At 71.0% G+C, this 22,764-nt stretch carries 23 protein-coding genes and 1 riboswitch; of the genes, 12 read left to right on the top strand and 11 right to left on the bottom strand.

Translation table 11 applies throughout. From position 1 onward, the window contains the following. Nucleotides 1–167: 167 nt before the first annotated feature. The 3 genes from ACZ3II_RS30500 to ACZ3II_RS30510 form a co-directional block, all read right to left on the bottom strand. Entirely contained in the window at nucleotides 168–1,640 is a 1,473-nt protein-coding gene (locus ACZ3II_RS30500) for a diguanylate cyclase domain-containing protein (RefSeq protein ID WP_465521693.1), read from the bottom strand. An 88-nt stretch (nucleotides 1,641–1,728) separates the two neighbouring features. Beyond that, nucleotides 1,729–4,791, bottom strand: coding sequence for an ATP-binding protein (locus ACZ3II_RS30505; RefSeq protein WP_465521695.1), 3,063 nt, complete (start codon nucleotides 4,789–4,791; stop codon nucleotides 1,729–1,731). 79 nt (nucleotides 4,792–4,870) lie between these two features. Beyond that, nucleotides 4,871–5,656 (bottom strand): CAP domain-containing protein, encoded by a 786-nt coding sequence (locus tag ACZ3II_RS30510; RefSeq protein ID WP_465521697.1) that lies wholly within the window; start codon nucleotides 5,654–5,656, stop codon nucleotides 4,871–4,873. 521 nt (nucleotides 5,657–6,177) lie between these two features. Continuing rightward, a riboswitch (cyclic di-AMP (ydaO/yuaA leader) is annotated at nucleotides 6,178–6,302 on the top strand. A gap of 6 nt (nucleotides 6,303–6,308) precedes the next feature. On the opposite strand from ACZ3II_RS30510, the gene ACZ3II_RS30515 reads away from it, so the two are divergent. Next, the gene (locus tag ACZ3II_RS30515) at nucleotides 6,309–6,878 is read left to right on the top strand and encodes a C40 family peptidase (protein ID WP_465521699.1); all 570 of its coding nucleotides are present in this window, start codon (nucleotides 6,309–6,311) and stop codon (nucleotides 6,876–6,878) included. Between the two features lie 58 nt (nucleotides 6,879–6,936). Here ACZ3II_RS30515 and ACZ3II_RS30520 read toward each other — a convergent pair whose 3' ends face one another. Both ACZ3II_RS30520 and ACZ3II_RS30525 read right to left on the bottom strand, forming a co-directional pair. Beyond that, a complete protein-coding gene (locus ACZ3II_RS30520; RefSeq protein ID WP_465521701.1) occupies nucleotides 6,937–7,224 on the bottom strand; it encodes a hypothetical protein in 288 nt (95 codons plus the stop codon). Between the two features lie 121 nt (nucleotides 7,225–7,345). Beyond that, entirely contained in the window at nucleotides 7,346–7,792 is a 447-nt protein-coding gene (locus tag ACZ3II_RS30525; RefSeq protein WP_465521703.1) for an anthrone oxygenase family protein, read from the bottom strand. A gap of 89 nt (nucleotides 7,793–7,881) precedes the next feature. On the opposite strand from ACZ3II_RS30525, the gene ACZ3II_RS30530 reads away from it, so the two are divergent. Then, nucleotides 7,882–8,457 carry a TetR/AcrR family transcriptional regulator gene (locus tag ACZ3II_RS30530; RefSeq protein WP_465521705.1) on the top strand — a complete coding sequence of 192 codons (576 nt, stop codon included), beginning with the start codon at nucleotides 7,882–7,884 and terminating at the stop codon, nucleotides 8,455–8,457. Nucleotides 8,458–8,743: 286 nt separating this feature from the next. Here ACZ3II_RS30530 and ACZ3II_RS30535 read toward each other — a convergent pair whose 3' ends face one another. After that, complete coding sequence (locus ACZ3II_RS30535; RefSeq protein ID WP_465521707.1) at nucleotides 8,744–9,211, bottom strand: hypothetical protein; 468 nt, start codon at nucleotides 9,209–9,211, stop codon at nucleotides 8,744–8,746. A gap of 152 nt (nucleotides 9,212–9,363) precedes the next feature. Between ACZ3II_RS30535 and ACZ3II_RS30540 the strand changes: the two genes are divergently transcribed. Beyond that, entirely contained in the window at nucleotides 9,364–10,275 is a 912-nt protein-coding gene (locus tag ACZ3II_RS30540) for an aminoglycoside phosphotransferase family protein (RefSeq protein WP_465521709.1), read from the top strand. Between the two features lie 59 nt (nucleotides 10,276–10,334). Here ACZ3II_RS30540 and ACZ3II_RS30545 read toward each other — a convergent pair whose 3' ends face one another. Continuing rightward, on the bottom strand, nucleotides 10,335–10,574 hold the full coding sequence (locus ACZ3II_RS30545) for a hypothetical protein (RefSeq protein ID WP_465521711.1): 240 nt from the start codon (nucleotides 10,572–10,574) through the stop codon (nucleotides 10,335–10,337). A 137-nt stretch (nucleotides 10,575–10,711) separates the two neighbouring features. On the opposite strand from ACZ3II_RS30545, the gene ACZ3II_RS30550 reads away from it, so the two are divergent. Next, nucleotides 10,712–11,410: a class I SAM-dependent methyltransferase gene (locus ACZ3II_RS30550; RefSeq protein WP_465521713.1), complete on the top strand. Its 699-nt coding sequence runs from the start codon at nucleotides 10,712–10,714 to the stop codon at nucleotides 11,408–11,410. A gap of 24 nt (nucleotides 11,411–11,434) precedes the next feature. Here the strand turns inward: ACZ3II_RS30550 and ACZ3II_RS30555 are convergent, their stop codons facing one another. Continuing rightward, nucleotides 11,435–12,814, bottom strand: coding sequence for an SGNH/GDSL hydrolase family protein (locus tag ACZ3II_RS30555; RefSeq protein ID WP_465521715.1), 1,380 nt, complete (start codon nucleotides 12,812–12,814; stop codon nucleotides 11,435–11,437). A gap of 115 nt (nucleotides 12,815–12,929) precedes the next feature. Between ACZ3II_RS30555 and ACZ3II_RS30560 the strand changes: the two genes are divergently transcribed. After that, nucleotides 12,930–14,939, top strand: coding sequence for a hypothetical protein (locus ACZ3II_RS30560; protein WP_465521717.1), 2,010 nt, complete (start codon nucleotides 12,930–12,932; stop codon nucleotides 14,937–14,939). 31 nt (nucleotides 14,940–14,970) lie between these two features. Continuing rightward, on the top strand, nucleotides 14,971–15,366 hold the full coding sequence (locus ACZ3II_RS30565) for a hypothetical protein (RefSeq protein WP_465521719.1): 396 nt from the start codon (nucleotides 14,971–14,973) through the stop codon (nucleotides 15,364–15,366). Here ACZ3II_RS30565 and ACZ3II_RS30570 read toward each other — a convergent pair. Then, nucleotides 15,353–15,667, bottom strand: coding sequence for a DUF4253 domain-containing protein (locus ACZ3II_RS30570; protein ID WP_465521721.1), 315 nt, complete (start codon nucleotides 15,665–15,667; stop codon nucleotides 15,353–15,355). The two genes, ACZ3II_RS30565 and ACZ3II_RS30570, sit on opposite strands and share 14 nt — an antisense overlap. 27 nt (nucleotides 15,668–15,694) lie before the next feature. Then, nucleotides 15,695–16,000, bottom strand: a complete 306-nt coding sequence (locus ACZ3II_RS30575) for a hypothetical protein (RefSeq protein WP_465521723.1) — start codon at nucleotides 15,998–16,000, stop codon at nucleotides 15,695–15,697. A gap of 206 nt (nucleotides 16,001–16,206) precedes the next feature. Here ACZ3II_RS30575 and ACZ3II_RS30580 point away from each other — a divergent pair, with 206 nt between their 5' ends. From ACZ3II_RS30580 to ACZ3II_RS30590, 3 genes are all read left to right on the top strand, one after another. Then, nucleotides 16,207–16,776, top strand: a complete 570-nt coding sequence (locus tag ACZ3II_RS30580) for a DUF4232 domain-containing protein (RefSeq protein WP_465521725.1) — start codon at nucleotides 16,207–16,209, stop codon at nucleotides 16,774–16,776. Nucleotides 16,777–16,867: 91 nt separating this feature from the next. Continuing rightward, nucleotides 16,868–18,292, top strand: coding sequence for a WGR domain-containing protein (locus tag ACZ3II_RS30585; RefSeq protein WP_465521727.1), 1,425 nt, complete (start codon nucleotides 16,868–16,870; stop codon nucleotides 18,290–18,292). A 43-nt stretch (nucleotides 18,293–18,335) separates the two neighbouring features. Further along, nucleotides 18,336–20,291, top strand: a complete 1,956-nt coding sequence (locus ACZ3II_RS30590) for an ABC1 kinase family protein (RefSeq protein WP_465521729.1) — start codon at nucleotides 18,336–18,338, stop codon at nucleotides 20,289–20,291. A gap of 18 nt (nucleotides 20,292–20,309) precedes the next feature. Here the strand turns inward: ACZ3II_RS30590 and ACZ3II_RS30595 are convergent, their stop codons facing one another. Next, complete coding sequence (locus tag ACZ3II_RS30595) at nucleotides 20,310–20,462, bottom strand: hypothetical protein (RefSeq protein WP_465521731.1); 153 nt, start codon at nucleotides 20,460–20,462, stop codon at nucleotides 20,310–20,312. 102 nt (nucleotides 20,463–20,564) lie between these two features. On the opposite strand from ACZ3II_RS30595, the gene ACZ3II_RS30600 reads away from it, so the two are divergent. Genes ACZ3II_RS30600 through modA form a run of 3 tightly spaced genes read left to right on the top strand, consistent with a single transcriptional unit; the run spans nucleotide 20,565 to nucleotide 22,704 of the window. Next, nucleotides 20,565–21,596, top strand: coding sequence for an aldo/keto reductase family protein (locus tag ACZ3II_RS30600; protein ID WP_465521733.1), 1,032 nt, complete (start codon nucleotides 20,565–20,567; stop codon nucleotides 21,594–21,596). A 31-nt stretch (nucleotides 21,597–21,627) separates the two neighbouring features. Then, a complete protein-coding gene (locus ACZ3II_RS30605) occupies nucleotides 21,628–21,906 on the top strand; it encodes an isochorismatase family protein (RefSeq protein WP_465521735.1) in 279 nt (92 codons plus the stop codon). An 18-nt stretch (nucleotides 21,907–21,924) separates the two neighbouring features. Continuing rightward, on the top strand, nucleotides 21,925–22,704 hold the full coding sequence (gene modA, locus ACZ3II_RS30610; RefSeq protein WP_465522070.1) for a molybdate ABC transporter substrate-binding protein: 780 nt from the start codon (nucleotides 21,925–21,927) through the stop codon (nucleotides 22,702–22,704). Nucleotides 22,705–22,764 lie beyond the last annotated feature (60 nt).

Genomic DNA, 22,764 nt, shown 5'->3' on the forward strand with positions numbered 1-22,764 from the left:
TTGCGTAACTCGTCAAACGCGATCATTACCTTCAGTGCCCGAATATGACCGCCGTGTCACCAGTGCAAGCGGTTCGATGCAGGTCAGCGCCGTTCACATGCGATCGGACGTACCCCTGTGGCCGTGGTCACCCGACCACAGGGCCACACCAGCATCTGCAAGAAGTTTCAGCGCGCCCCGACATAGCCGCGCACCACGCCCTTGCCTGCCGCCTTGGCCTCGTACAGCGCGACGTCGGCCTGCTCCACCAGCTCCAGCGGCCCGTGCCCGGCGCCCACGCCGACGGTCGCGCCGACACTGCCGCGGGCGGTGAGCACGGTGCTCCCCACCTCGATCGGCTCAGCGAGGTGGCGCAGCACCCGGGCGCCGATCTCGTGCACGTCCACCGGGTCGTAGAGGTCCGGCAGGACGATGGCGAACTCGTCACCGCCGAGGCGGGCCACCGTGTCACCGCTGCGGACCGCGGCCCGCAGCCGCGCCGCGACCCCGACCAGCAGGGCGTCCCCGGCGCCGTGCCCGTACGTGTCGTTGACGGCCTTGAACCCGTCCAGGTCGATGAGCAGGACGCCGGTGAGCCCGTCCGGGCCGGCCCCGGCCAGCGCGGCGTCCGCCTGCTGCCGGAACCCGGCCCGGTTGGCCAGCCCGGTCAGCGTGTCGTGCGTCGCCTGGTAAGCCAGCTCGGCCCGCTGGCGCCGCAGGTCCTCGGTCAGCCGCCGGTTGACGCGCAGGTTGAGGAACTGGCGGACCAGCACCAGGGTGGCGGTGGCCAGCAGCAGCCAGAACAGGACCGGGGTGACGGCCCCGGTGCGGATGTACCGCCACGCGGCGGCGGCGAACGCCAGCGCCACCGGCAGGTACGGCAGCAGCAGCCACCGCCCGTCCCGGTGCGCCTGCCCGGTGAACGTCTCCTCGGGCAGCGGCGCCCGGCTGGCCAGGGCCGTCAACAGCCCCGCGACGACGTAGCCGGCGCCGACCCCGCTGGCGTGCCACGGCAACTGCTGCACGGCGTTGTGCACGGCCAGCAGCATGGTGGTGGCGAAGGCCATCAGCGCCAGCGCGAGCAGCGAGAGCGCGGCGTCGCCGCGGTGCGACAGGCTGCGGGACAGGAGCACGACGGCGTACGCCGCACCGATCAGCTCCGGCACCAGCACCAGCACGACGAGCGGGCCGGCGGGGGCGGGCAGGGCCGCGTACGCCGGCCCGACCACGAACTCCCAGGCGAGCAGGAAGATCGCCCCGGCGACGGTGGCCACGTCGAGCAACCGCGGGATCCGGTCGTCACGGCCGGTCCGGTTGACCGTGCCGATCAGCGCGAGCGCGGCCAGGGAGAGGATCGAGGCGCTCACGGCCAGCAGCTCGTCGGCCGCGGTCTCGGTGGGCAGATAGGCGTCCACCGTGTCGACCAGGCTGGACACCGCCCACAGACCGGCGGCGGCCGCGGCCAGCGACCACGCCCAGCGCCGCTGTCCCCGCGACGAACGCGCCTGCGTGACGTGCCCGACCGTCGCGACGAGCGCGATCCCGGCCAGCAGCACGTTGTCGAACACCACGCCGGCCCGGGGTTCCAGGAACGGCACGAATCCCTGCACGACCAACCCCGCGGCGGCCACCGCGGCCATCTGAAGCCCTACCCGTTGCATCCGCGCACCCTCCGCGGGCAAAGATCGGATCTTTCCGGGCCGTTCTGAGGAAACCCCCGCGGAGGTGGCGCGGACGACACCCGGCGGTTCAGCGGGTGGTGCCGGCCTTCTGGCGACGGCGGCGTTCCAGGGTGACGGCGTACATCGCGGTGTCGGCCTGTTCGAGGGCGGCGGGGAAGCCGCCGGCCATGGTGACGGCGGCCCAGCCGATCGCGCCGTGCAGCCGGGCGGCCCGCAGCTCGGCGTCGATCCGGGCGATGACGGCCGGGGCGTCGTCCTCGCTGCAGTCGTGCAGCAGGAAGCCGAACTCGCCGCCGCCGAGGCGGGCGACGACGTCGGTGTCGCGCAGCGCCCGGCGCATCGCCCCGGCGGCGGCCGCGAGCGAGGCGTCCCCGGCGGTGAGCGGCTCCAGGTGCAGAACGGCGATCACGGTGGGGTCGGCGAGGCGTTCGTAGCGGGCCCGGGCCTGGTCGAGGAGGTGATGCCAGGCCTGCCGGTTCGGCAGCCCGGTCAGCGGGTCGGTCTCCACACCGAGCTGCTCGCGCAGCAGGGCGCCGCCGGCCCGGTCCTGCGCGCGGTCGGCGGCCAGCACGGTGGTGAGCAGCCGGCCGAGCAGGGCCAGCAGGTTCTCGGCGCCGGCCATCCGCGGGTCGCCCTGGTGGGTCTGCGGGTCGAGGCCGCAGATGGCGCCGAACAGGGAGCCGTCGGGTTCGGTGATGGGGGCGCCGGCGTAGGTGCCGATGTCGATGAGGTCGTTGACGCCGGCGCTCGCGTACGCCGGCACCTGCCGGGCGTCGAGGGCGACCGCCGGGGCCCGGCCCGCGGCCATGTGCACGCAGAAGCTGTCCTCCCAAGGATGGCTTCCGCCCTGGCGCAGCCCGTAGCCGTTGTCGGCGTCCAGATACAGGTACGTCTGCCTCCCGTTCTCCACCCGGGTGACGGCCCAGAACGCCAGCGGTATCCGCTCGTGCAGGAAGTCCAGCACCAGGTGGGCGGCCTGCTCGAACGCCGCCGACGGCGCCGGGACGGCGGTCCGCTCGTCCACGGCGGGCGGCGGCGTGGGATCCGGGGCCGGCTCGGCGGCGGGGGTCTCCACGATCGGGGGCGTGCCGGCCGGAACCGCGTCGGCGGGCAGGGTGAAGGTGAGCCGGGTGCCGTGCCCGGCCGGGTTGACCGACGCCTGGATCGTCCCGCCGTGCCGTTCCACGATGCGCCGGCAGATGCCCAGGCCCAGACCCGTGCCGGTGTAGCCGGACCCGCGGTGCGCCCGGTGGAAGTCGTCGAAGATCGCCTCGTGCTGGCCCTCGGGGATGCCGATGCCGTTGTCGTCGATCGTCACCACGGTCATCGCGCCGGACCGTACGGTGCTCACCGCGATGTGCGGCACGACGCCCGGCCCGGTGTACTTGATGGCGTTGCCGATCAGGTTCTCGAACAGCTGCCGCACCAGCACCGGGTCGGCGTGCACCGGGTGCAGCTCGCCGATGCCGAACGTGGGGACCGCGGTGCCGTTGCTCTGCGCCTGGTCGATCCGGGCGATCGCGATGTCGTTGACCAGCGCTCCCAGCTCGACCGGCGCCGGCGCCACGGCGGCGTTGCGGACGGTGGTGTACTCCAGCAGGTCGTTGATCATGTGGCGCATGCGGGCGGCGGCACGGCTGATCCGCCGCACCGGATCCTCCAGTTCGCCGAGGGCGGCCCGGTCGCCGGCCTCCTCGATCATCTCGCGCAGGGCTTCGGTCCAGCCCTCGACGGTGGTGAGCGGGTTCTGCAGGTCGTGGGCGACCACACCGGCGAACGAGGCGAGGGCGGTCCGGTGCCGGCGTTCCGCGGTGACGTCGTGGTACACGGTGACGGCGTACCGGGTGCCGTCGCCGTCGTCGGGCAGCGCCGTGGAGCTGACGTTGAGTATCCGGCCGTCCGGCAGCCCGGGGTTGCGGACCAGGACGTCCATGTTGCGGACGTCGGTGCCCGCCAGCGCCTGCCGGTAGGGCATCTCCTCCGGCCCCAGCGGACGCCCGCCGGGATGGAACAGGCCGTAGACCTCCGGGGCCGCCATCCGGTCGGAGGCGCCGCCGGCCCCGCCGACGAGCCGCCGCACCGCGAGGTTGCGCAGCAGGAACCGGCCCTCCGCGTCGACCACGGTGACCCCTTCGGCCATCGAGTCGACGATCGTGTTCATCATCCTGGCCTGCCGGGCCGCGGCGTGCTCGGCCGCCCGCAGCCGACCGAACAGCAGCGACCGTTCGTCCCGGCCCAGCGCCAGGGCCAGCCCGATCACGGCGATCATGCCGACGAACGCCTGCGCCACCAGCGCCCGTGCCGGGACGGACGCGATCTGCGCGAACACCCCGCTGCCCCGCAGCGTGCACAGGACCGTCACCGCGCCGAACACCAGGGTGTGCAGGAGCACGAAGACGGTGTGCAGCCGGGAACCGGCCCAGACGGTCAGGGCGATGACGGTGAAGGCCAGCGGCAGGGACTGACCGAAACCGAACACCACGGTGTACGCGAGGACGGACAGCGCCGTCAGGGCGAGGTATTCCATCCGGCGGCGTACCGGGACAGCGGCCCACACGGCGCGCGGCGTCACCGGGGGGCCGGCGTGCAGCATCGCGCCGATCCGGAGGCCCGCCGCGCCGATCAGCAGGATGCTGACCGTGTTCCGGGTCATCCACACCGTGGTCGCGGGCCACGAGTAGACCCCGTTGACGGCCCACACCCCGGTGGGCCCGAGCGTGGCGCCGCACCCGGTGCTGAGGAACGCGATGGCCGCCAGCCGCCACAGCTCGGTCACCCGGGCCAGCGGCTGCGTCCCGCCGCCGCCCCACAGGCCGGGCAGCCAGCGGTGCACCAGCCAGGCGAAGACCCACGCCTGCGCCAGGTTGGCGGCGGCGAACCACGGCACCAGCGCCGCCGGGGCACCGGTCGCCACGTTGACCACCAGCGTGACCAGGCACAGCGCGGCGGCGTCCAGGATCCGCCAGCGGGCCCGGTACCGCACTGCCGCCCACACCGCGGCGACCCCGGCGGCGGGCCAGACGAGACTGAGATTCGTCTGGTCCATCACCGTGAGGCGCCCGGCGTACGTGGTGGCCAGGTAGGCGACGGCGAAGCCGAGCGTCCGCAGCAGGGACGGCCCGAACCTCATCAGCTGTCCCCCTCGCCGCTATCCCCCTGTTCGGGAATTCGGCAGGAAGCGCACGTTCGTGAGGCTCAGGCGCGGAGGCTCACGCGGGTGTGGCGAAGTTCTGGGTCCAGTACCGGGTGCCCGAGGACGACTTCGCCAGGCCGACGCCGATCTCCGTGTAGCTGCAGTTGAGGATGTTCGCCTTGTGACCGGGACTGTTCATCCAGCCGTCCATCACGCTCGCCGCGCTGGTGTAGCCGGCGGCGACGTTCTCGGCGACACCCCGCCACCGGTAGCCCTCGGCGGTGACCCGGTCGCCCATGCTCGCCTCGCCGGGCAGCTGGTGCGACATGCTGTTCTGCGCGGCCTGCAGCTCGGAGTGCTTCTGCGCCGCCGCCTCCAGCCGCGACTCGCTGCTCAGGCCGGAGCAGCCGGCCTTCTGCCGTTCGGCGTTCACGAGGCGGATCACCTCGGCGTTGACCGAGGAGGAGCCGCCGCCGGACGGCGCGGTGGTCGTCGCGGTCGGCGCCGCCGTGGGTGACTTGGTACGCCGCTTGTTCGCCGCCGCCGTCGTCGGCGTGGCCGACGGACGGGCCGTCGACAGGGTGGTCGGGGCCGCCGCCACCGGGGCCGACGCGGACGGCGCGGCGGGCTTCGAGGCCGCGGCCGGCGTGGTCGGCGCCAGGCTCGGCACGTCGCCGGCGCTCGGGGCGGTCGTCGCGGCGGCGGCGGTGGTGGTGCCGGCCGGGGCGGCCGCGGTCAGGCGGACCTCCTGGTCGCCGGAGCCGGTCCCGGCCACGATGGCGGCGGAGCCGGCGCCGATCAAACCGAGGGCCCCGACCATGGTCAGGGTGTAGCGGATCCGCCGGTTCGGGGGGATGGGCACGGACTTTCACCTCGTCGGCTCTGAAGGAACAGCGGTACATGCAGCCGACTCACTATTCATTCCGAAAGCGCGCGAAGATCGATCCTAAGAAATCATTAAGGTTTGCTTCATCAAGAACTAACGCACCCCCGTTCACCGGTCCGGCCGGTGTCATTCCGCCGCCGGGCGCGATCTCGTCACCCGGTCGGCTGACGGGCGTGACGGGGGCCGGTGGACGAGTTGCGTGTTCCCGTTCACAGATCATCAGCAGTAATGCGTGACCACCTGAATGCGGAGCGCGACGGGAAACTGCGCGGCGACCTTACAAACCGGACATCTGCTCGCCCGGCCGGCACGGACCGTCATCGCGACGGCGGAGGCGGCCGGCGCCGAACCGGGCTATCAAGGAGGGGCGGCGGGCACCTGCCCGCCGGTCGTGCCGACCTGGATCACGCCGAGCCCTGCCCCGGTCCGGCGGCACGAACCGCATGACGAGTCATGAGGCAATCGGGGGCAGGGACGGGGGACCCAGACATCGACCCTCGGCCGGCACGCCGTCCACGGTGGCCGGGCCGACGGGTCTCGGGGTGAAGCCGCAGCTCGCGGCCGGGCAATCCTTCGCGCCCGAACCCGACAGCTAACCTCGCAGGCGTGCCGGAGGGATTCCTTCACCGTGCGCGTTCGCACCCTGAGCCGGCCCCGCACCCTGGGCGCCGGCACCATCGCCCTGTCCGTGGGTCTCGGTCTGCTGACCGGCGGGCTCGGCACACCACAGGCCGCCTCGGCCGCCCCGCAGACCGCCGGCGTCACCACCGTCCGGGCGTTCTCGCAGGCCGGCGCGACTGTCGCTCGCACCGTCACCGTCCAGGCCGCCACCGCGAAAGCTCAGGCGGCCGGCGTCCGGGTCGTCAACGAGGCGGCCCGGCACAAGGGCAAGTGGTACAAGTTCGGCGCCGTCGGGCCGAACCGGTTCGACTGCTCCGGCTTCACCCTGTACGTCTACAAGAAGACCACCGGGCGCAAGCTGCCGCACAAGGCGAACCTGCAGCAGAAGTACGGCAAGCCGGTCGCCAAGGCCAAGGCCCGGCCCGGCGACCTGATCATCATCCGGAAGGGCTCGTACGGCACGCACGCCGGCATCTACGCCGGTGGCGGCAAGATGTGGTCGGCTCCGCGGACCGGCAAGACGGTCAGCAAGCAGAAGATCTGGAGCAGCAACTACGTCGTACGGCGTCTGGTCTGACCCGGACATCGCAACCGCCCGCACCCACCGGCGACATCGGGGTGCGGGCGGTTCCTCCTCAGGCTCGGCTGCGCCCCGCGTTCCTGACCGCGAGAGCGAGCAGGAGGGCACCGAGCAGCGCGGGACCGCCGATCAGCGCCACGTCGTCGAGCTTGGCGTTCAGGTCCTGCTCGAGGTATTCCTCCTCGAGCACCAGGGTGTACAGCAGGAACCCGCTGGCTGCCAGCAGCGTGACGCCGAGACCGATCAGCGTCGTACGGCGCGCTGCTCGCAGGCCCACGGCGATGAGAACGACGAGGGCGGCGATCACCGCGAGATGCCAGTACTGGAAAACCAACGAACTCACCACCGTGCAGAGGCCGACCCGACGCCCGGCACCGTAACAACCGGCCGCACGCGCGCCGATCAACGGCTCGGGACGGGACGGTGGAACGGGAAGGCGAGGGTGGCCCGGATCGCGGTGCCGATCAGGCGAGAGCGGCGGCCAGCAGGGCGAACGCGGCGATGATGAGGGCGACGCGGACGTAGTGCAGGCGGTCCCAACGGCTCCCCTGCTGTTTCCAGTCGGCGGGCCGGTTCTCCGGGGTCCACGTCTTGCTGCGGTTGTTGATCGGCACCAGCAGCAGGATCGACATGACCACGCTGAGCAGCAGCAGCGCCGCGGCGATGACGGTCAGGCCGATGCCGGGACCGCCCCATCCGGCGACCGCCCAGGCCGCGACCAGCAGGAGCGAGCCGATGTACCAGACGGGCATCACGGCGCCGAGCATCCGGCCGCCGTGGGCGCGGCCGAGCTGGCCGCTGTCCTCGGGAAGCGCGGCGAGGATCGGGTTGACGACGAAGGCGACGGCGAACTCCACCCCCACCATCACGCCGACGACCACGACGGTGACCACTGCCAGTGCGCTGAGCATGTCGACCCCTTGAAATCCAGCGCTGCTAGGAATTGATGCAACGCTAGCCCTACCGCTGCTCGCTTGTCTAGCGGTGCTAGCATTCCGTCATGCCGGTACAGGAACGCAAGGAACGCGAACGCGCCGAACGGGAGCGCCTGATCGTGGCGACCGCCCGCGAGATCGCCGAGCAGCAGGGCTGGGACGCGGTCACCACCCGCCGGCTGGCCGAGCGCATCGAATACAGCCAGCCCGTGCTCTACAGCCACTTCCGGGGCAAACGCGAGATCATCGGCGCCGTCGCCGTCCAGGGCGCCGCCGAGATGGCGGTCGCGCTGCGGGCCGCGACCGCCGCCGCGGACTCCCCGCGCGCCCGGGTCACCGCCCTCGCCCGCGCCTACCTCGACTTCGCCACCGGCAATCCGGCCGTCTACGACGCCATGTTCGAGCTGGACGGCGGCCTGGCCTTCGCCGAGGAGGACACCCCGCAGCCGCTCAAGGACGCGTTCGCCGCCCTGCTGGACACTCTCGGCGAGGTCGCCGGCGACGGCGTCGAGCCGGGCCTGTTCACCGAGGTGTTCTGGGCCGCCCTGCACGGCCTGGCCACCCTTACCCGCGCCGGCCGCCTCCCACCCGCCGCCGCCGGGTCACGGGTGGAGCTGCTGATGAACCGGTTCGCGCCCTAGGTTCTCACCCGGCGCAGCGCCGCACTCCGGAACCGTCCATCAGCACGGCGATGTACGGCCCGCCGGCAGCCACCGGCATTCGAAGATCCTCCGTGTGATAGCCGCCGGCTACGAACGGCTCATCGGCTTGGCCGCAACGGCGGAAGAGGCTGCGGAACTGGTCGCCGAGAACCTGCCGCCCGACCTGTCGCTCCCTGACGTGTGCTGGTCAACGCGTCGAAGAAGCATGGGCCCGAACGCTCGCGGTGGCCAGGCGGTGAGCCGTCACGCACGTGCGGCCCTCGTATCACGCGGATGCGCCACTGATGAAGGCCTCCGGCCGGCACAGCACGGTGATGCGATACGACAGGCCGACGTTGGACCAGATCTGGCCCCGCAGCGTGAGGCAGATGCCGACCCGGTCCTCGTGCTCCGGGTGCTCGAAGAAATCCGCACGCGGGTCCGCGATGGCGCTGACCAGCCCCTGTGTGCCCTGCTTGGTGCCCGGCACCTGAAGCAGGCCGACGACGACCTGGATCTCGGCGTCGTCGAGCTCGGCGACGGTGTACCAGTGGGTGTCCGGCAGAAACAACTGCGAGTCGACAACGCGCCGCTGGTAGTTCGGTCCCATCATCCCGGATTCCGGGTCGGGGATGTCACCGATCCAGGCCGTCCCCGCGAAGTCGGTGCGCAACCGCTGAGCGTCGGAACGGAACTCCGTCACGAGCGTGTCGAGACGAGGCTGGGCGGCGAGGTGCACGGAGGCGTCGGTCATGATCGCACTCTAATCCGGGCCGGTGACACCCACCGTGGCCACGGTGGGTGTCGGGATCCGGATGCTCGCCTTCGCCGCATCGAGGCGGAGTGATGGCCGGGCGCTTCCGGCCGCGCCGGCCAGGTCGTGGTGGTCGGTTACCGTGGTTTTCCGTGATCGAGCCCGAGATCGAGGTCAGCGAAGATCTGGTCCGCGACCTGCTGCGTGAGCAACACCCGGATCTCGCCCATCTGCCCATCCGTGAGGTGGCGGGCGGCTGGGGAAACCAGATGTGGCGTCTCGGGGACGAGCTCGCCGTCCGCATGCAGTGGATGGACGACAGCCCCGATCCGCAGCTCAAGGAGCGCCGCTGGCTGCCACTGCTGGCTTCACGCCTGCCGCTTCCCATCCCGGCGCCGGTGCGCAGCGGTACGCCGTCCCCGCGCTTCCCCAAGATGTGGACGGTCATGACATGGGTCGGCGGCACGCCTCTGGACCACGGGACGATCACCCGCGGCGCCGACTCGGCCGAGACGCTGGCGGCTTTTCTCAGGGCGCTCCATGTGGCGGCGCCCGCCGACGCACCGGGCGCCTCGGATTTCGGCACCCATCCCAGAGACTCCAGGGACGGGTTCGAGAACTTCCTGAAGGCTGTGGACCTCGACGGCTTCGGCTTCGGTTCCGCTGAGGATGACATCCGGGCCGTCTGGGACGACGCGGCGGCCACCCCCGAGTGGCCGGGCCCCCGGGTGTGGGTGCACGGTGACCTGCATCCCGCCAACGTCGTCGTCGCCGACGGCACACTGACGGGCATCATCGACTTCGGCGCGCTGTTCGCCGGCGACCCGGCGTGGGACCTCGGGGCCGCCTGGCTGCTGCTCCCCGAGGGAGGCGCCGCGCGGTTCTTCGACCGGTACGCCCAGGCAGACCGAGCGACGCTCCGGCGGGCACGCGGGCTGGCCGCCATGAAAAGCCTGTTCCTGATGCTGATGGGCCAGAACGGAGACCGCGGACTGCCCGGCGGCAAACCGCACTGGGGGCCCGCGGGCCGGTCGGCACTCGCTCGGGTGCTGAAACCCCTTTGACGCCGCCGCCACAACCGGTTCGTCGTGCCGGGCGGAGGTCCATGCGGTCTTCTGGCACTTCAGAGGGCGGAGCCGGGTGCGCACCAACCGGCGAGCATGTCGAGGACGTCGAGGATCGGGTCCTCATCCTCGTCCGGTCTCTGTTCCTCGCGCAGCACCATGACCAGCCGCGTCAGTTGCTCGGTGATCTGCTCGCGCGGGTCTCCTGCGGCGAGCCGGCCCTGGACCGCGGCGCGCAGGCTCCGAACCGGGTCGTCGGTGGCGAGAGCCTTCCGCCAATCCTCGAGGTCGTCCGGCACGGATCCTCCAAGCGGTGATGAGTGGTGTCGCCGACGCCGGCACGGTCCTGGACGTTCCGGAACGAATCCGCAGGCAGCGGGTTTGAGCACCTGCTCGATCGTGGTACAGGACGACCTCGACCGAACGAGGAGGTTGTGTGAGCGCCCAGAACCGGATCAACGACTACTGGACCGGCCGCGCCGCGAGTTACGACGCCGAGCAGCAGCGCCCCGACCGGCTGGCCGACGACAACCGGGCGTGGGCCGACATCTGGTCGCAGGCGCTTCCGGAGGGGCCGCTCGACATCCTCGACGTCGGCACCGGCTCCGGTCAGGCCGCGTTCACCCTGGCCGGGCTCGGGCACCGGGTGACCGGCATCGACCTGGCCGACGGCATGCTGGCTCTCGCCCGCGACCACGCCGGCGGCCTGGACAACGCCCCCGACTTCCGGCTCGGTGACGCGGTCGCCCCGGACTTCCCGCCCGCCAGTTTCGACGCGATCGTCGGCCGCTACGTGATGTGGACGTTGCGGGAGCCGGCCACCGCCGTCGCGAACTGGCGCACGCTGCTTCGCCCCGGCGGCCTGGTCGCCATGGTCGACACCACCTGGTTCCCGAACGGGCTCGACGAGGGCCCGCGCCGGTTCACCGAGTCCTACGACGACGACGTACGGGCCGTGCTCCCCCTGGCCGCTGCCAAGTCGATCGACGAGACCGTCCTGACCCTCGCCGACGCCGGCCTCGCCGACGTCACCTGCGTTCCGCTGACCACGATCTACGACCTCGATCAGCGGTACGGGGTGACGCCCGGCCAGGAGGCCCGCATGCACTTCCTGATCACCGCCCGCGCGCATTGAGCCGTGCGCACGGGCGGTGCGCGGTCACAACCAGGCGCGGACGCTGTACGACGGCCTCGGGGTCTCCCCGCCGTACCGGGTCGCCGTCACGAAGTAGTTCTTGCACGGTTCGAAGATGTACTCCTGCGTCCAGCTGGTCTTCCCGCCGAGCATGAACTGCTGCATGGTGAACTGGGAGGTGGGCGGCGGCGTCGTGCCGCAGCCGGAGGCGCCGTAGACGGTGTAGTCGTCGGCGCCCGCCACCGGTTCCCAGTGGACGGTGACCGCGTACGGCTTGGCCGGGTCCGTCGTCACCCAGAACTTCGGTGACGCGAGGGCCCGTACCGTCGCCGTCGCCGTCGCTGACGCGCCGCTCGTGTGGCTGTCGCCGCGCCTGGTCTTCACGTAGAACTGCATGGTGTGCCCGGCCGGCAGCAGGTCGGCGGTCCAGCTGTCCGCGCCGATGTTGTAGATGCTCTTGGTGAACGGCTGGCCTGCCGTCGCGTCCCGCTGCCAGTACTCGTAGTCGGTCGCGCCGAACACGTGCGACCAGCTGACCTTGATCTTGTCGCCGACCGGCACGGCGGTGATCGACGTGGGCGCGCCCGGTGTCAGCGGCGCGGGCAGGTTCGCGGGAATCCCGGCCGGTACGCCGCCGAGGCCGAACGCGCTGTTCAGGACGCCAGCGAACGCGTTGCCAATCACGTACTCCCCGCGGATGTTGGGGTGCAGCCCGTCGTAGGCGTCGCGGTTCTCGTCGAACGGGCCGTCGATGTCGACCAGCCGGATCGGCGAGACGTCACTGGACAGCTGCGGCACCCGCGCGGCCAGCAACGCGTTGTAGTTCGTGATCTTCTGCGGCAGGTCCGGGTTCACGTCCAGCGGCGTGCGGTGCAGCACGTTCGCCACCAGGATCCGGACATACGGGTTCGCCGCGCGGGCGTGGTAGACGAACCACTCGAAGTCGTTGAGCAGCCCCGCCGGCTCGTTGACGCCCCAGCCGAGATCGTTGAAGCCCAGCTCCACCAGCAGATAGTCCGGCCGGTAGGTGGTCACGTGACCGCCGATCACGTCCTTGGCCTGGTGCATCTGCCAGCCCCACTGGGCCAGGTTGTCACTGTCGAAACTGATGCCCGGACGGTACGCGGCCGTATGCGACCCGCCACCGTTGAACTCGGCAGGCACCTTCGTGGTCCCGGTCCACGGGCCGACGAAGTCCACCCCGGCGCCCAGATGACCGGCCAGCCGGTACCGCCAGGTGTAGTCCCCCTCGATCCCCTGGCTGATGGAGTCCCCGACCACCATGATCCGGGGCGCCGCCGCCCGCGCGGCGCTCCCCTGCGCCAGAACCAGCAGATTCGCCAGCAATGTCGCGGCGACCAGCGCCACCAGCGCCCGCCACGTCCCCCGCTTCTCAGGTCTCATGCGCCCGACAATGCCAGCGCGATCCAGACATGTAAACGCGTCGTTGCGGGCGGAAATACGTTTCTCGGATTGCCGGCGCTCCCTAGGATCTGCGGTGATCGAAGGAGATGACACGGTGGGCGATTACCAGCGGTTCCTGGCGGATGTGACGACGCGTCTGACGGCGATGTCCAAGGGCGAGTTGTACGTGGCCGGCGACGGTCTCGACCGGGACTCGCTCTGGCTCACCTTCCTCGAATCGTTCCCCGCCGGCGCCAACCCCCGGTTCCGTGAGCGGTCCGCGTACGACTGCTCGACCTGCCGTGGGTTCATCAAGAACTTCGGCACCGTCGTCGAGATCCGTGACGGGCACGTCCGTACCCTCTGGTCCGGGGTGTCCGCAACCGACCCGGTCTTCTCCGTCGTCGCCGCCGCCATGGACGACTTCGTCGGCACGCTGCCGTTGTCCACCGTCTTCCGGTCCACCGAGGCGCAGTACGGGACGAAGACGACCCGGACCCTGCGCGACGGCAAGGTCGAGGTGTGGCACCACCTGCACGGCACGGTCGAGAAGCGGCATCACACCACGGACGTCGGGGCGGCACGGGGCGCCTTCGACACCACGGTGCAGGTGTTCCAGCGTGGCCTGGCCGAGCTGACCCCGCACGCGCTGGACACCGTCGCCGGTCTCATCGACGACGACGCCCTCTACCGCGGCGCGGAGCATCGGGGGTCGGTGACCGAGTTCAGGTCCCTGCAGAACCGGTGGGCGCAGGCGGCCGACCAGCGGGCCTTCGTGTTCGCCAACGCCATGAACCCGGTGGCCCGGTTCCGCAACACGGTGATCGGCACCCTCGTCCAGGATCTGTCGGCGGGCGCCGACCTGGAGCAGGCGGTCCGGTCGTTCGAGACGAAGGTGGCGCCGCAGAACTACCAGCGCCCCACCGCGCTGATCACCCCGTCCATGGTCAAGGCCGCCATGAAGACGATCGGCGAGCTGGGCATCGAGGAGTCGCTGCAGCGCAGGTTCGCCCGGCTGTCCGACGTGTCGGTCACCAACGTGCTGTGGGTCGACAACGACACCCGGTCGCGGATGAGGGACGGCATCGAAGGGCTGCTCATGCAGGCGGCCACCACCGGATCGTCCGGCGCACGCCTCCGGGACGCGAAGCCGGAGGAGATCCCCATCGTCGCCTTCATGAAGGACGTCCTGCCCGGCGCCGCGAGCATCGACCTGTGGGTCGCCACCAGCCACGAGCCGAACCTCGTCAGCCTCACCACCGGCCGGAACCCGGATGCCCCACGGCTGTTCACGTGGGACAACGACTTCGGGTGGTCGTACCGTGGCAACGTCACCGACTCGATCAAGGAGAGGGTCAAGCGGGCCGGCGGCAACGTCACCGGCCGGCTCCGGGTGAGCCTGTCCTGGTTCAACCACGACGACCTCGACCTGCACGTGTACGAGCCCGACGGCACCCACATCTGGTACCAGGACAAGCGCAACAAGCTGGACGTCGACATGAACGCGGGCGGCGGGGAGACGCGCGAGCCGGTGGAGAACGTCACCTGGACCGACCACCTTCCCGACGGGGAGTACCGGATCGAGGTGAACCAGTTCCGCAAGCGGGAGAGCAGCCAGGTCGGCTTCGTGATCGAGACCGAGAGCAACGGGCGGATCGAGAACTACCGCCATGAACGGGCGGTCGGCCAGAAGGAGACCGTCGAGGTGGGGCGGATGACCGTCACCGGCGGGGTGATCACCGCTTTCCGTCCGGGCAGGGACATCCAGGCGGGCAGCACCGGCAAGGAGATGTGGGGCATCACCACCGAACAGTTCGTGCCGGTGTCCACGATGATGTACTCGCCGAACTACTTCGACGACAACGAGGTCGGCAACCGCCACTACTTCTTCATGCTGAAGGGGTGCGTGAACGACCAGCCGGCCCGGGGCATCTACAACGAGTTCCTCCGCGGCGACCTGCAACCGCACCGCAAGGTGTTCGAGGTCCTCGGCGACCGCACCAAATGCGAGCCGACGGAGGATCAGCTGTCCGGCCTCGGTTTCAGCTCCACGGTCCGCAATGCCGTGGTCGCCAAGGTGACGATGACCGGCGGCCGCCGCCGTCTCCTCAGCATCCAGTTCTGATCTCTACCCCCGACATCCGAGAGAGGCCACCGTGACCATTTTCGAGAAGGCCACGCGGGAGAAGTTCCGCTACCCGTCGACCAAGGGCCTGCTGACCACCGAACAGCTGTGGGAACTCCCGCTGACCGCCAAGTCCGGCTTCAGCCTCGACGACGTCGCCAAGGCCGTCAACGCCGAACTCAAGGCCGTCGACACCGAGTCGTTCGTGGCCACCGAGGCCAATCCCGCCAAGGCGACCCTCGAGACGAAGCTGGAGGTCGTCAAGCACGTCATCGCCATCCGCCTCGCGGAGGACCAGGCGGCGAAGGCGGCAGCGGCCAAGAAGCTGGAGAAGGAGAAGCTGGTGGAGATCCTGGGCCGCAAGCAGGACGCGGTCCTGGAGAACCTGAGCGAGGAGGAACTGCTGGCCCGCATCAACAACCTCTGACCCGCCGGCGGGTTCGCCAGTCCCACCAGAAGGACCAGTGGGTGCCGCGCGCCTGCTTGCGGGCGACGTCCTCCGGCTCGCCGAGGATCTGGACCAGGTCGTAGCAGTAGACCGACTGCTCGACCGCGCAGCGGGCCACGTCACCGGTGGCGATCGGCGGCCGGGCGACGTCCAGTTCCAAACTGGAGCCGGCCGGGTGGTACAGCTCCGCTCCGTACCGCTGATGCCAGTGCCGGAGCGCCGCCAAGTGGGCCGCCAGCTCGGCGGCCCAGGCGGCGTCCGGCCCGAGGACCGGGTACAAGCCGGTCCTCGAACCCGGACAGGCCCGTCAGCACGCCGGCCACGAGTCCTCAACCCTTCCGGTACGGATCACTGCTTCATCGAGCGCCTCCACCCGGCGGCGCAGGTCTGCGGCATCCCGGCGCGGAAGGACCCGTACGACACGCTCCAGGATCTCACGGTGATCCCGGGGATCGGGGCAGCAGCCCGCATGGCCGTAGAACAGCATGTCCGCGCGCTCGTCGCCGGAGGCGCGAGCGAACTCCCGCCACGCCGTGAGCGCCGCCGCGGCGGCCCCCGGGCGCAGATCAGCACGTTCCAGACGGGCGATCCGGGCGAGCCCTCGGGCGGACACTCCGTCGATGAGGGCGATCCGTTCGCCGGGCCTCCGCCGTCGAGACAGGCCGGCGCGGACATTTCCGGGCGGCCTACGCGCCATGGCCCCTGAAGGTGATCGTCATGTCGCGGATCCTTCCAGCCGCCCGCCCGCGGCGACAACCGATATAACCCCCGTCCAGGAGCCGGGTTGCCAGGACGTCCCAGAATGGGTCGGTGATCAGAATGGGGATTGCCGTGCTGGCGGTGGCGGCACTGCTCACCGGCTGTGCCCGGCCGGGGACCGCACCGGGTTCGGCGGGGTCCCGTCCGAGGGACCCGAGTGCGAACGCGAACGGGACGCCGTCAGCGACCGCCCCGGCGTGCCCGCCGGAGGGGGTCCGGCTGGAGTCCGGCGACGGAGAAGCCGCGATGGGGCTGCGGGTGGTCCGCATCAACCTGGTCAACTGCGGATCGGAGACCTACCGGCTGAACGGCTACCCCGCGGTGCGGCCGCTCGGCGAGGACCGGGAAGAACTGGAGGTCCGGGTCCTGCACGGGGTCGAGGAGATCCTCGGCACCATGCCGTGGGACGGGCCGCCGAAGCCGGTGGTGCTGGAACCGGGACAGCGGGCGAGCGCGGCGGTGGCCTGGCGTAACAAGTACGACGACGTCCGGGAGCCACCGGTCGTCGTCGCGTTCCTCGACATCGCCCCGGTCGCCGGCCGCCCGTCCCAGATCATCTCGCCACGGGACGGTCTGGACCTCGGCAGCACCGGCCGGTTCGGCATCAGCGCCTGGGCACTCCTGCCATAGTCCTCGCGAAACGTGGATCATGGCGCAGAGAAGTGTCGTACCCCGGGTCTAGATTCATCGGCGTTCCCCCTCCTGCCGAAAGGTGGCCCGGATGCCGGCCGAAACGACGTACCTGGAGCTCTCCGAAGACTCCGGGAGCTCCCACAAGTTCTACGAGGTCACCGTCGACGGCACCGATCTCACCGTCCGCTACGGGCGCATCGGCGACCGTGGCCAGGTCAAGCAGTCGTCGTTCACCACTGTGGACAAGGCGAAGGCGGAGGCCGCCAAGAAGATCGGCGAGAAGGTCCGCAAGGGGTACGCGCCCGCGGTCATCGGTCAGCGGCAGCCACGTTCGGTCACCCGCCGGCAGATCGTCAGCACCCGCTCCACCGCCACGATCGCCCCCGTGCTGTGGCGTTACCAGACGGGCAGCCCCGCGTTCGGGGTGTTCGTCGACGACGACGTCTGCATGGTCGGCAACGAGGCCGGCCTGATCACCACGCTGAACCACCGGGCCGAGGTGCAGCAGCAGTTCCGCATGCCCGACGGGGTCAAGTGCATCGTCGCCGACGACGACTGGATCTACGCCGGCTGCGACGACGGCAACGTGTACGACCTGTCCGGCAAGGTGCCCCGCCTGGCCTACCGGATCGCCCCCGAGATCGACATCTACTGGCTGGACATCCACGACGGCGTCCTCGGGGTGTCCGACAGGAACGGTGGCATCTCCGCCATCGACCACGAGGACGAGTTCCTGTGGCAGCGGCCCGGCCGTGGCACGTCGGCGTGGATGGTCCGCTGCGACGACAACGCCGTCCACCACGGGCACAGCGCGGGCGTCACCAGCTACGACTGGCGCACCGGCAAGGAGTTGTGGCACTCCGGCACGCGTGGCTCCGTCCTGTTCGGCTGGCAGGAGCGGGACACCGTCTACGCCGGCACGTCGGCCCGGCAGGTCGTCGAGCTGGGCAAGGACGGCACGCACCGGCAGACCTACCAGTGCGACGCGTCGGTGTTCTCGTGCGCCGCCGCCGGCGACGGGCGGTACATCTTCGCCGGCGACAGCTCGTCCTCGATCTACTGTTTCGACGCGGCCGGCACCCGGCTGTGGAAGCTGGCGACCGGCTGCGGCTCGGCGTATTCGATGCAGTACCACGCCGAGCGCCTCTACATCGTCACCACCGACGGTTCGCTGGCCTGCATCGACGCCAGCGAGCAGGCCATCCGGTCGGCCGTCGACGGCACCGTGCCGCAGGTCGTGGACGTCAAGGCGCCACCGCGGATGGCCCAGGTCGCGCCGTCCACCACCGTCGAGATCGTGCACGATCCCGCCGACGGCATCGTCGTCGAGTGCGTCGAGGAGTCCGGCCGGCTGCGCATCCGCGTGGTGTCCTCCGGTTTCCAGCCCGACTGGCAGGTCCAGTTCCCCAAGGGCATCCGGGAGAGCGGCGCCCGCTATGTGGTGACCGGCATCCGCGAGGCGTCCCGCGGTGGGTTCTACCGGGCGTACGGCGACATCCGCCGGCTCAGCTGAGGCTGCCCCCACGGCGCGGTGATGGCCGCCTATCGTCGCGGCGGTGGGAGAAGTGTTGCTGTTCGTTCCGTTCCTCGTTCTGACCGTGCTGCTGTTCGGGGTGGTGATCCGGCGGCTGCTGGGCGTCCGGGTCGGGCCCGGGCGGACCCTGTTCGCGGCGGTGCTGGCGTTCGTGGTGACGTCGCCGCTGCTCGCCGGGCTCGCCCCGCCGGATCCGGCGAGCGTGACCCTGGGCGAGGGCCTGGTCCTGATGCTGGCGTCGACCGGGGTGGCCGCGCTGATCGCGATGGCCGCCCTGGTCGTCCTGGAGGTGCTGCTGCCGACCGGGTCGCTGCCGGGCCCGGTGGAGGTGTGGCGCGGCACCCGGCGGCGGATCGCGCGGGCCCGGCGGTATTCGGCGATCGTCCGGATCGCGCTGCGGCACGGGCTGGGCCGGTTCCTGCGGGGCCGTCCGCCGGCCGGGCCGAGTTCAGCGGCGGCCCGGCGGCGGCTGGCCCGGTCGTTGTGTGCGGCGCTGGACGAGGGCGGGGTCACGTTCGTCAAGGTGGGTCAGCTCCTGTCGACCCGGCGGGATCTGCTGCCGGCGGAGTTCATCGACGAGCTGACCACGCTGCAGGACCAGGCCACCCCGGTGCCGTGGGAGCGGATCGCGGCGGTCCTCGACGCCGAGCTCGGTGATCGGGTGTTCGCCGACATCGACCGGGAGCCGCTGGCCGCCGCGTCGATCGCGCAGGTGCACGCGGCCCGGCTGCCGGACGGCACGCCGGTGGTGGTGAAGGTGCAACGGCCGGGCATCGCCACCGTCGTCGAACGGGACCTGGACATTCTGCTGCGGCTCGCCGGGACTCTCGAGGCGCGGACGTCGTGGGGGCGGTCGTTCGGCGTACGCAAGCTGGCTCTGGGTTTCGCCGAGGCGCTGCGGGAGGAGCTCGACTTCACCGTGGAACGCGACAACCTGCAGACGATGGCGGCGGCGCTGGCCACGTCACCGCAGCGTGGGGTGCGGGTCCCGGCGGTGTTCGCGGACGTCGGCTCGGAACGGGTGCTGGTGATGGGCCGGTTGCCCGGCACTCCGCTCGGCGCCGCCGAACCGCGGCTCGCCGAGCTCGGTGACGACAGACGGCACGCGCTCGCCGCAGGGCTGCTCGACAGCCTGCTCGATCAGGTGCTGGTGCACGGGGTCTTCCACGCCGACCTGCATCCCGGCAACCTGCTGGTCGCCGCCGACGGCACGCTCGGCATGCTGGACCTCGGCTCGGTGGGCCGTCTCGACACGTTGACGCGGGACGCGGTCGGCCGGCTGCTGAACGCCGTCGGCAGCGGTGACGCGGCCGGCGCCACCGACGCGCTGCTCGACCTGTCCGACCACTCCGGTGAGGTCGACGAGCGGGAGTTGCAGCGGGCGATCGGCATGCTGCTGGTGCGGTACGCGGCGGCCGGCAGCAGCGCGGGCGTGGCGGCGGTGACCGCGCTGCTGCGGACCTTCACGTCGTACGGGCTCGGGGTCCCCGCGCCGGTCGCGGCGGTGTTCCGGGCCTTCACCACGCTGGAGGGCACGCTGCGGGTGTTGCGGCCCGGGTTCGACCTGATCGGGCAGGCGCGGGCCGTCGCCGGGCGGCGGCTCGCCGAGATGCTCGATCCGCAGCATCTGCCCGGGACCGTGCAGGAGGAGCTGATCGCGCTGCTGCCGATGCTGCGCGGCCTGCCCCGCCGCCTCGACCGGCTCGGCGACACGATCGAGGGCGGCAGGCTGCGGCTCAACGTCCGGCTGTTCTCCGACCCCGGCGACCGCCGTCTGGTCACCGGCCTGATCGAGCAGGCCCTGCTGACCGTCATCGGCGCGGCCGCCGGTGTGATGGCGGCGATGCTGCTCGGCAGCGGCGACGGCCCCCGGGTCAGCGCGAACCTCGGCCTGTTCCCGCTGCTCGGCTACACCCTGCTGGTCATCTCGGCGATCCTCGTGCTGCGCGTGCTGGTGGTGATCCTGCGCCGCGACTAGGCGATGCCGACCAGCGGCTCAGACGCGGTCAGCCGGGGCGGTCCGGAGGTCGAGGTCGAACGGGTTGCGCAGCCGCTGCATCGCCTCGGCGCTGCGGTCGATCTCCGGCCGCGCCGCGTCGTCCTGGTCAGGGCGGTTGTCGCCACGAAACTCCACTGCACGCACGGACATGCGGGCTCCCCGTTCATCAGTTGCACCGTTACGCGGCAGTATTACCCGTACGCCCTCGTTTGGGAACCTGCTTCTCGCCGTTGATCGGTAGTCTGATCCACTATGGAGCATCGTCGACTCGGCAGCAGTGGCCTCTACGTCAGCGAGATCACGTACGGCAATTGGCTGACCCACGGGGAGCTGGTCGAACGGGACATCGCGCTCGCCTGCATCCGGGCCGCGCTGGACGCCGGCGTCACCACTTTCGACACCGCCGACGTGTACGCCCAGGGCGCCGCCGAGGAGGTGCTCGGCGAGGCGCTGAGCACGGTCCGCCGGTCGTCGGTCGAAATCGCCACGAAGGTCTGCCTGCCGACCGGCGACGGCCCCAACGACCGTGGCCTGTCCCGCAAGCACGTCATGGAGTCGTGTCACGCGTCGCTGCGGCGGCTCCGCACCGATTACGTCGACCTCTACCAGGCGCACCGGTTCGACGAGCGCACCCCTCTCGACGAGACCCTTGTTGCTTTCGACGATCTGGTACGCCAGGGCAAGGTGCTCTACCTCGGCGTCTCCGAATGGACCGCCCCGCAGATCGCCTCCGCCCTGACGATCGCCGCCGACCTCGGGCTGCGCAGCCGGATCGTGGCGAACCAGCCGCAGTACAACATGCTGTGGCGGGTCATCGAACCGGAGGTGCTGCCGTTGTGCGAGCGCGAGGGCATCGGCCAGGTGGTGTTCCAGCCGCTGGCGCAGGGCGTGCTCACCGGCAAGTACCAGCCCGGCCGGCCCCTTCCGGCGCACTCGCGGGCCACCAGCGGCGGGCGGGCGCCCCGGTTCATCGGCCGGGTCCTCGGCCCGGCGCTGCTCGAACGCGTCCAGCAGCTGCGGCCGCTCGCCGATGAGGCCGGTCTCTCGATGGCCCAGCTCGCCGTGGCCTGGACCCTGCAGCCGGATGCGGTCAGCTCGGCGATCATCGGCGCGTCCCGCCCCGAGCAGGTCATCGAGAACGCCGTCGCGTCCGGGGTGCGGCTGCCCGCCGGCCTGCCGGCGAGGATCGACGAGGTGCTGGGCGACCTGATCGACCGCGACCCGGCCAAGACCGCCCGGATGATGTCCGTCAAGCCCGAGTGGAACCGCGTGGCCCAGCCGTGACGAGGAGAAGTGATCCGGCCGTGACCGCGGGGTGGACACCGTCGTGGTGGCCGGCTGCAACCTGCCGAACTGTCCCCGCGCCACGCTGTTCGAGGCCGGCGAACGGGATTTCCGGACGGTGCTGGTCACCGATGCCGTCTCGCAGACCACACCGGAACGCGTCGCCGATCTCGCCGCCATCGGCGTCACCCTGACGACCACGGCCGAGGTGCCGGCCTGGGGCATGTATCGCACCTGCCGCACCGATGTCACGTTGCCCATCGCATCTGCTGGTGATACCCGTCATTCCACTGGCGAATGCGGATACTAGAGTGCGTCCGTGACGGCCATCGGCACCAGGGAGAAGCGGTTGAAGACTCTTCGCGTCGCGGCGGCCGGGCTCGCCGCCCTGCTCGCCGCCGGGCTGACCGGATGCGGTGACAGCAGGAAGGACACCGGCGCCGTCACCGTGTTCGCGGCGGCGTCACTGACCGAGTCCTTCACCACCCTGGGCAGGCAGTTCGAGGACGCCCACCCCGGCACCACCGTCACGTTCAACTTCGCCGGCAGTTCGGCGCTGGCCACCCAGATCAACGAGGGCGCCCCCGCCGACGTCTTCGCCGCCGCGTCCCCGAAGAACCTGAAGGTCGTCACCGACGCCGGCAACGGCTCCGGCGAGCCCACCACGTTCGTCAAGAACCAGCTGGTCATCGCCGTCGGCAAGGGCAACCCGAGGAGGATCGCCGCGCTGGCCGACCTGGCCGAGCCCGATCTGAAGGTCGCGCTGTGCGCCGAGGCCGTGCCGTGCGGCGCCGCCGCCACGACCGCCGTCGAGGCCGCCGGCGTGACGATCACCCCGGTCACCCAGGAGCAGGACGTCAAGGCGGCCCTGTCCAAGCTCAAGCTGGGCGAGGTCGACGCGGCCCTGGTCTACCGCACCGACGCCAGGGCATCCGCGGCCGACGTCGACGCGATCGAGTTCCCCGAGTCCGCCACGGCGGTCAACGACTATCCGATCGTCGCGCTGAAGAACGCCCGGAACCCGGCCGGCGCCAAGGATTTCATCGACTACGTGCTCTCCCCCGCCGGCACGAAGGTGCTCACCGACGCCGGCTTCCAGGCCCCCTGACCAGCACTGCCGGGGTACGCCGTTCGGGCAGCGCCCCTGGGCCGACACACCGATCCGATG

This window comes from Actinoplanes sp. NPDC019969 (assembly GCF_055562375.1).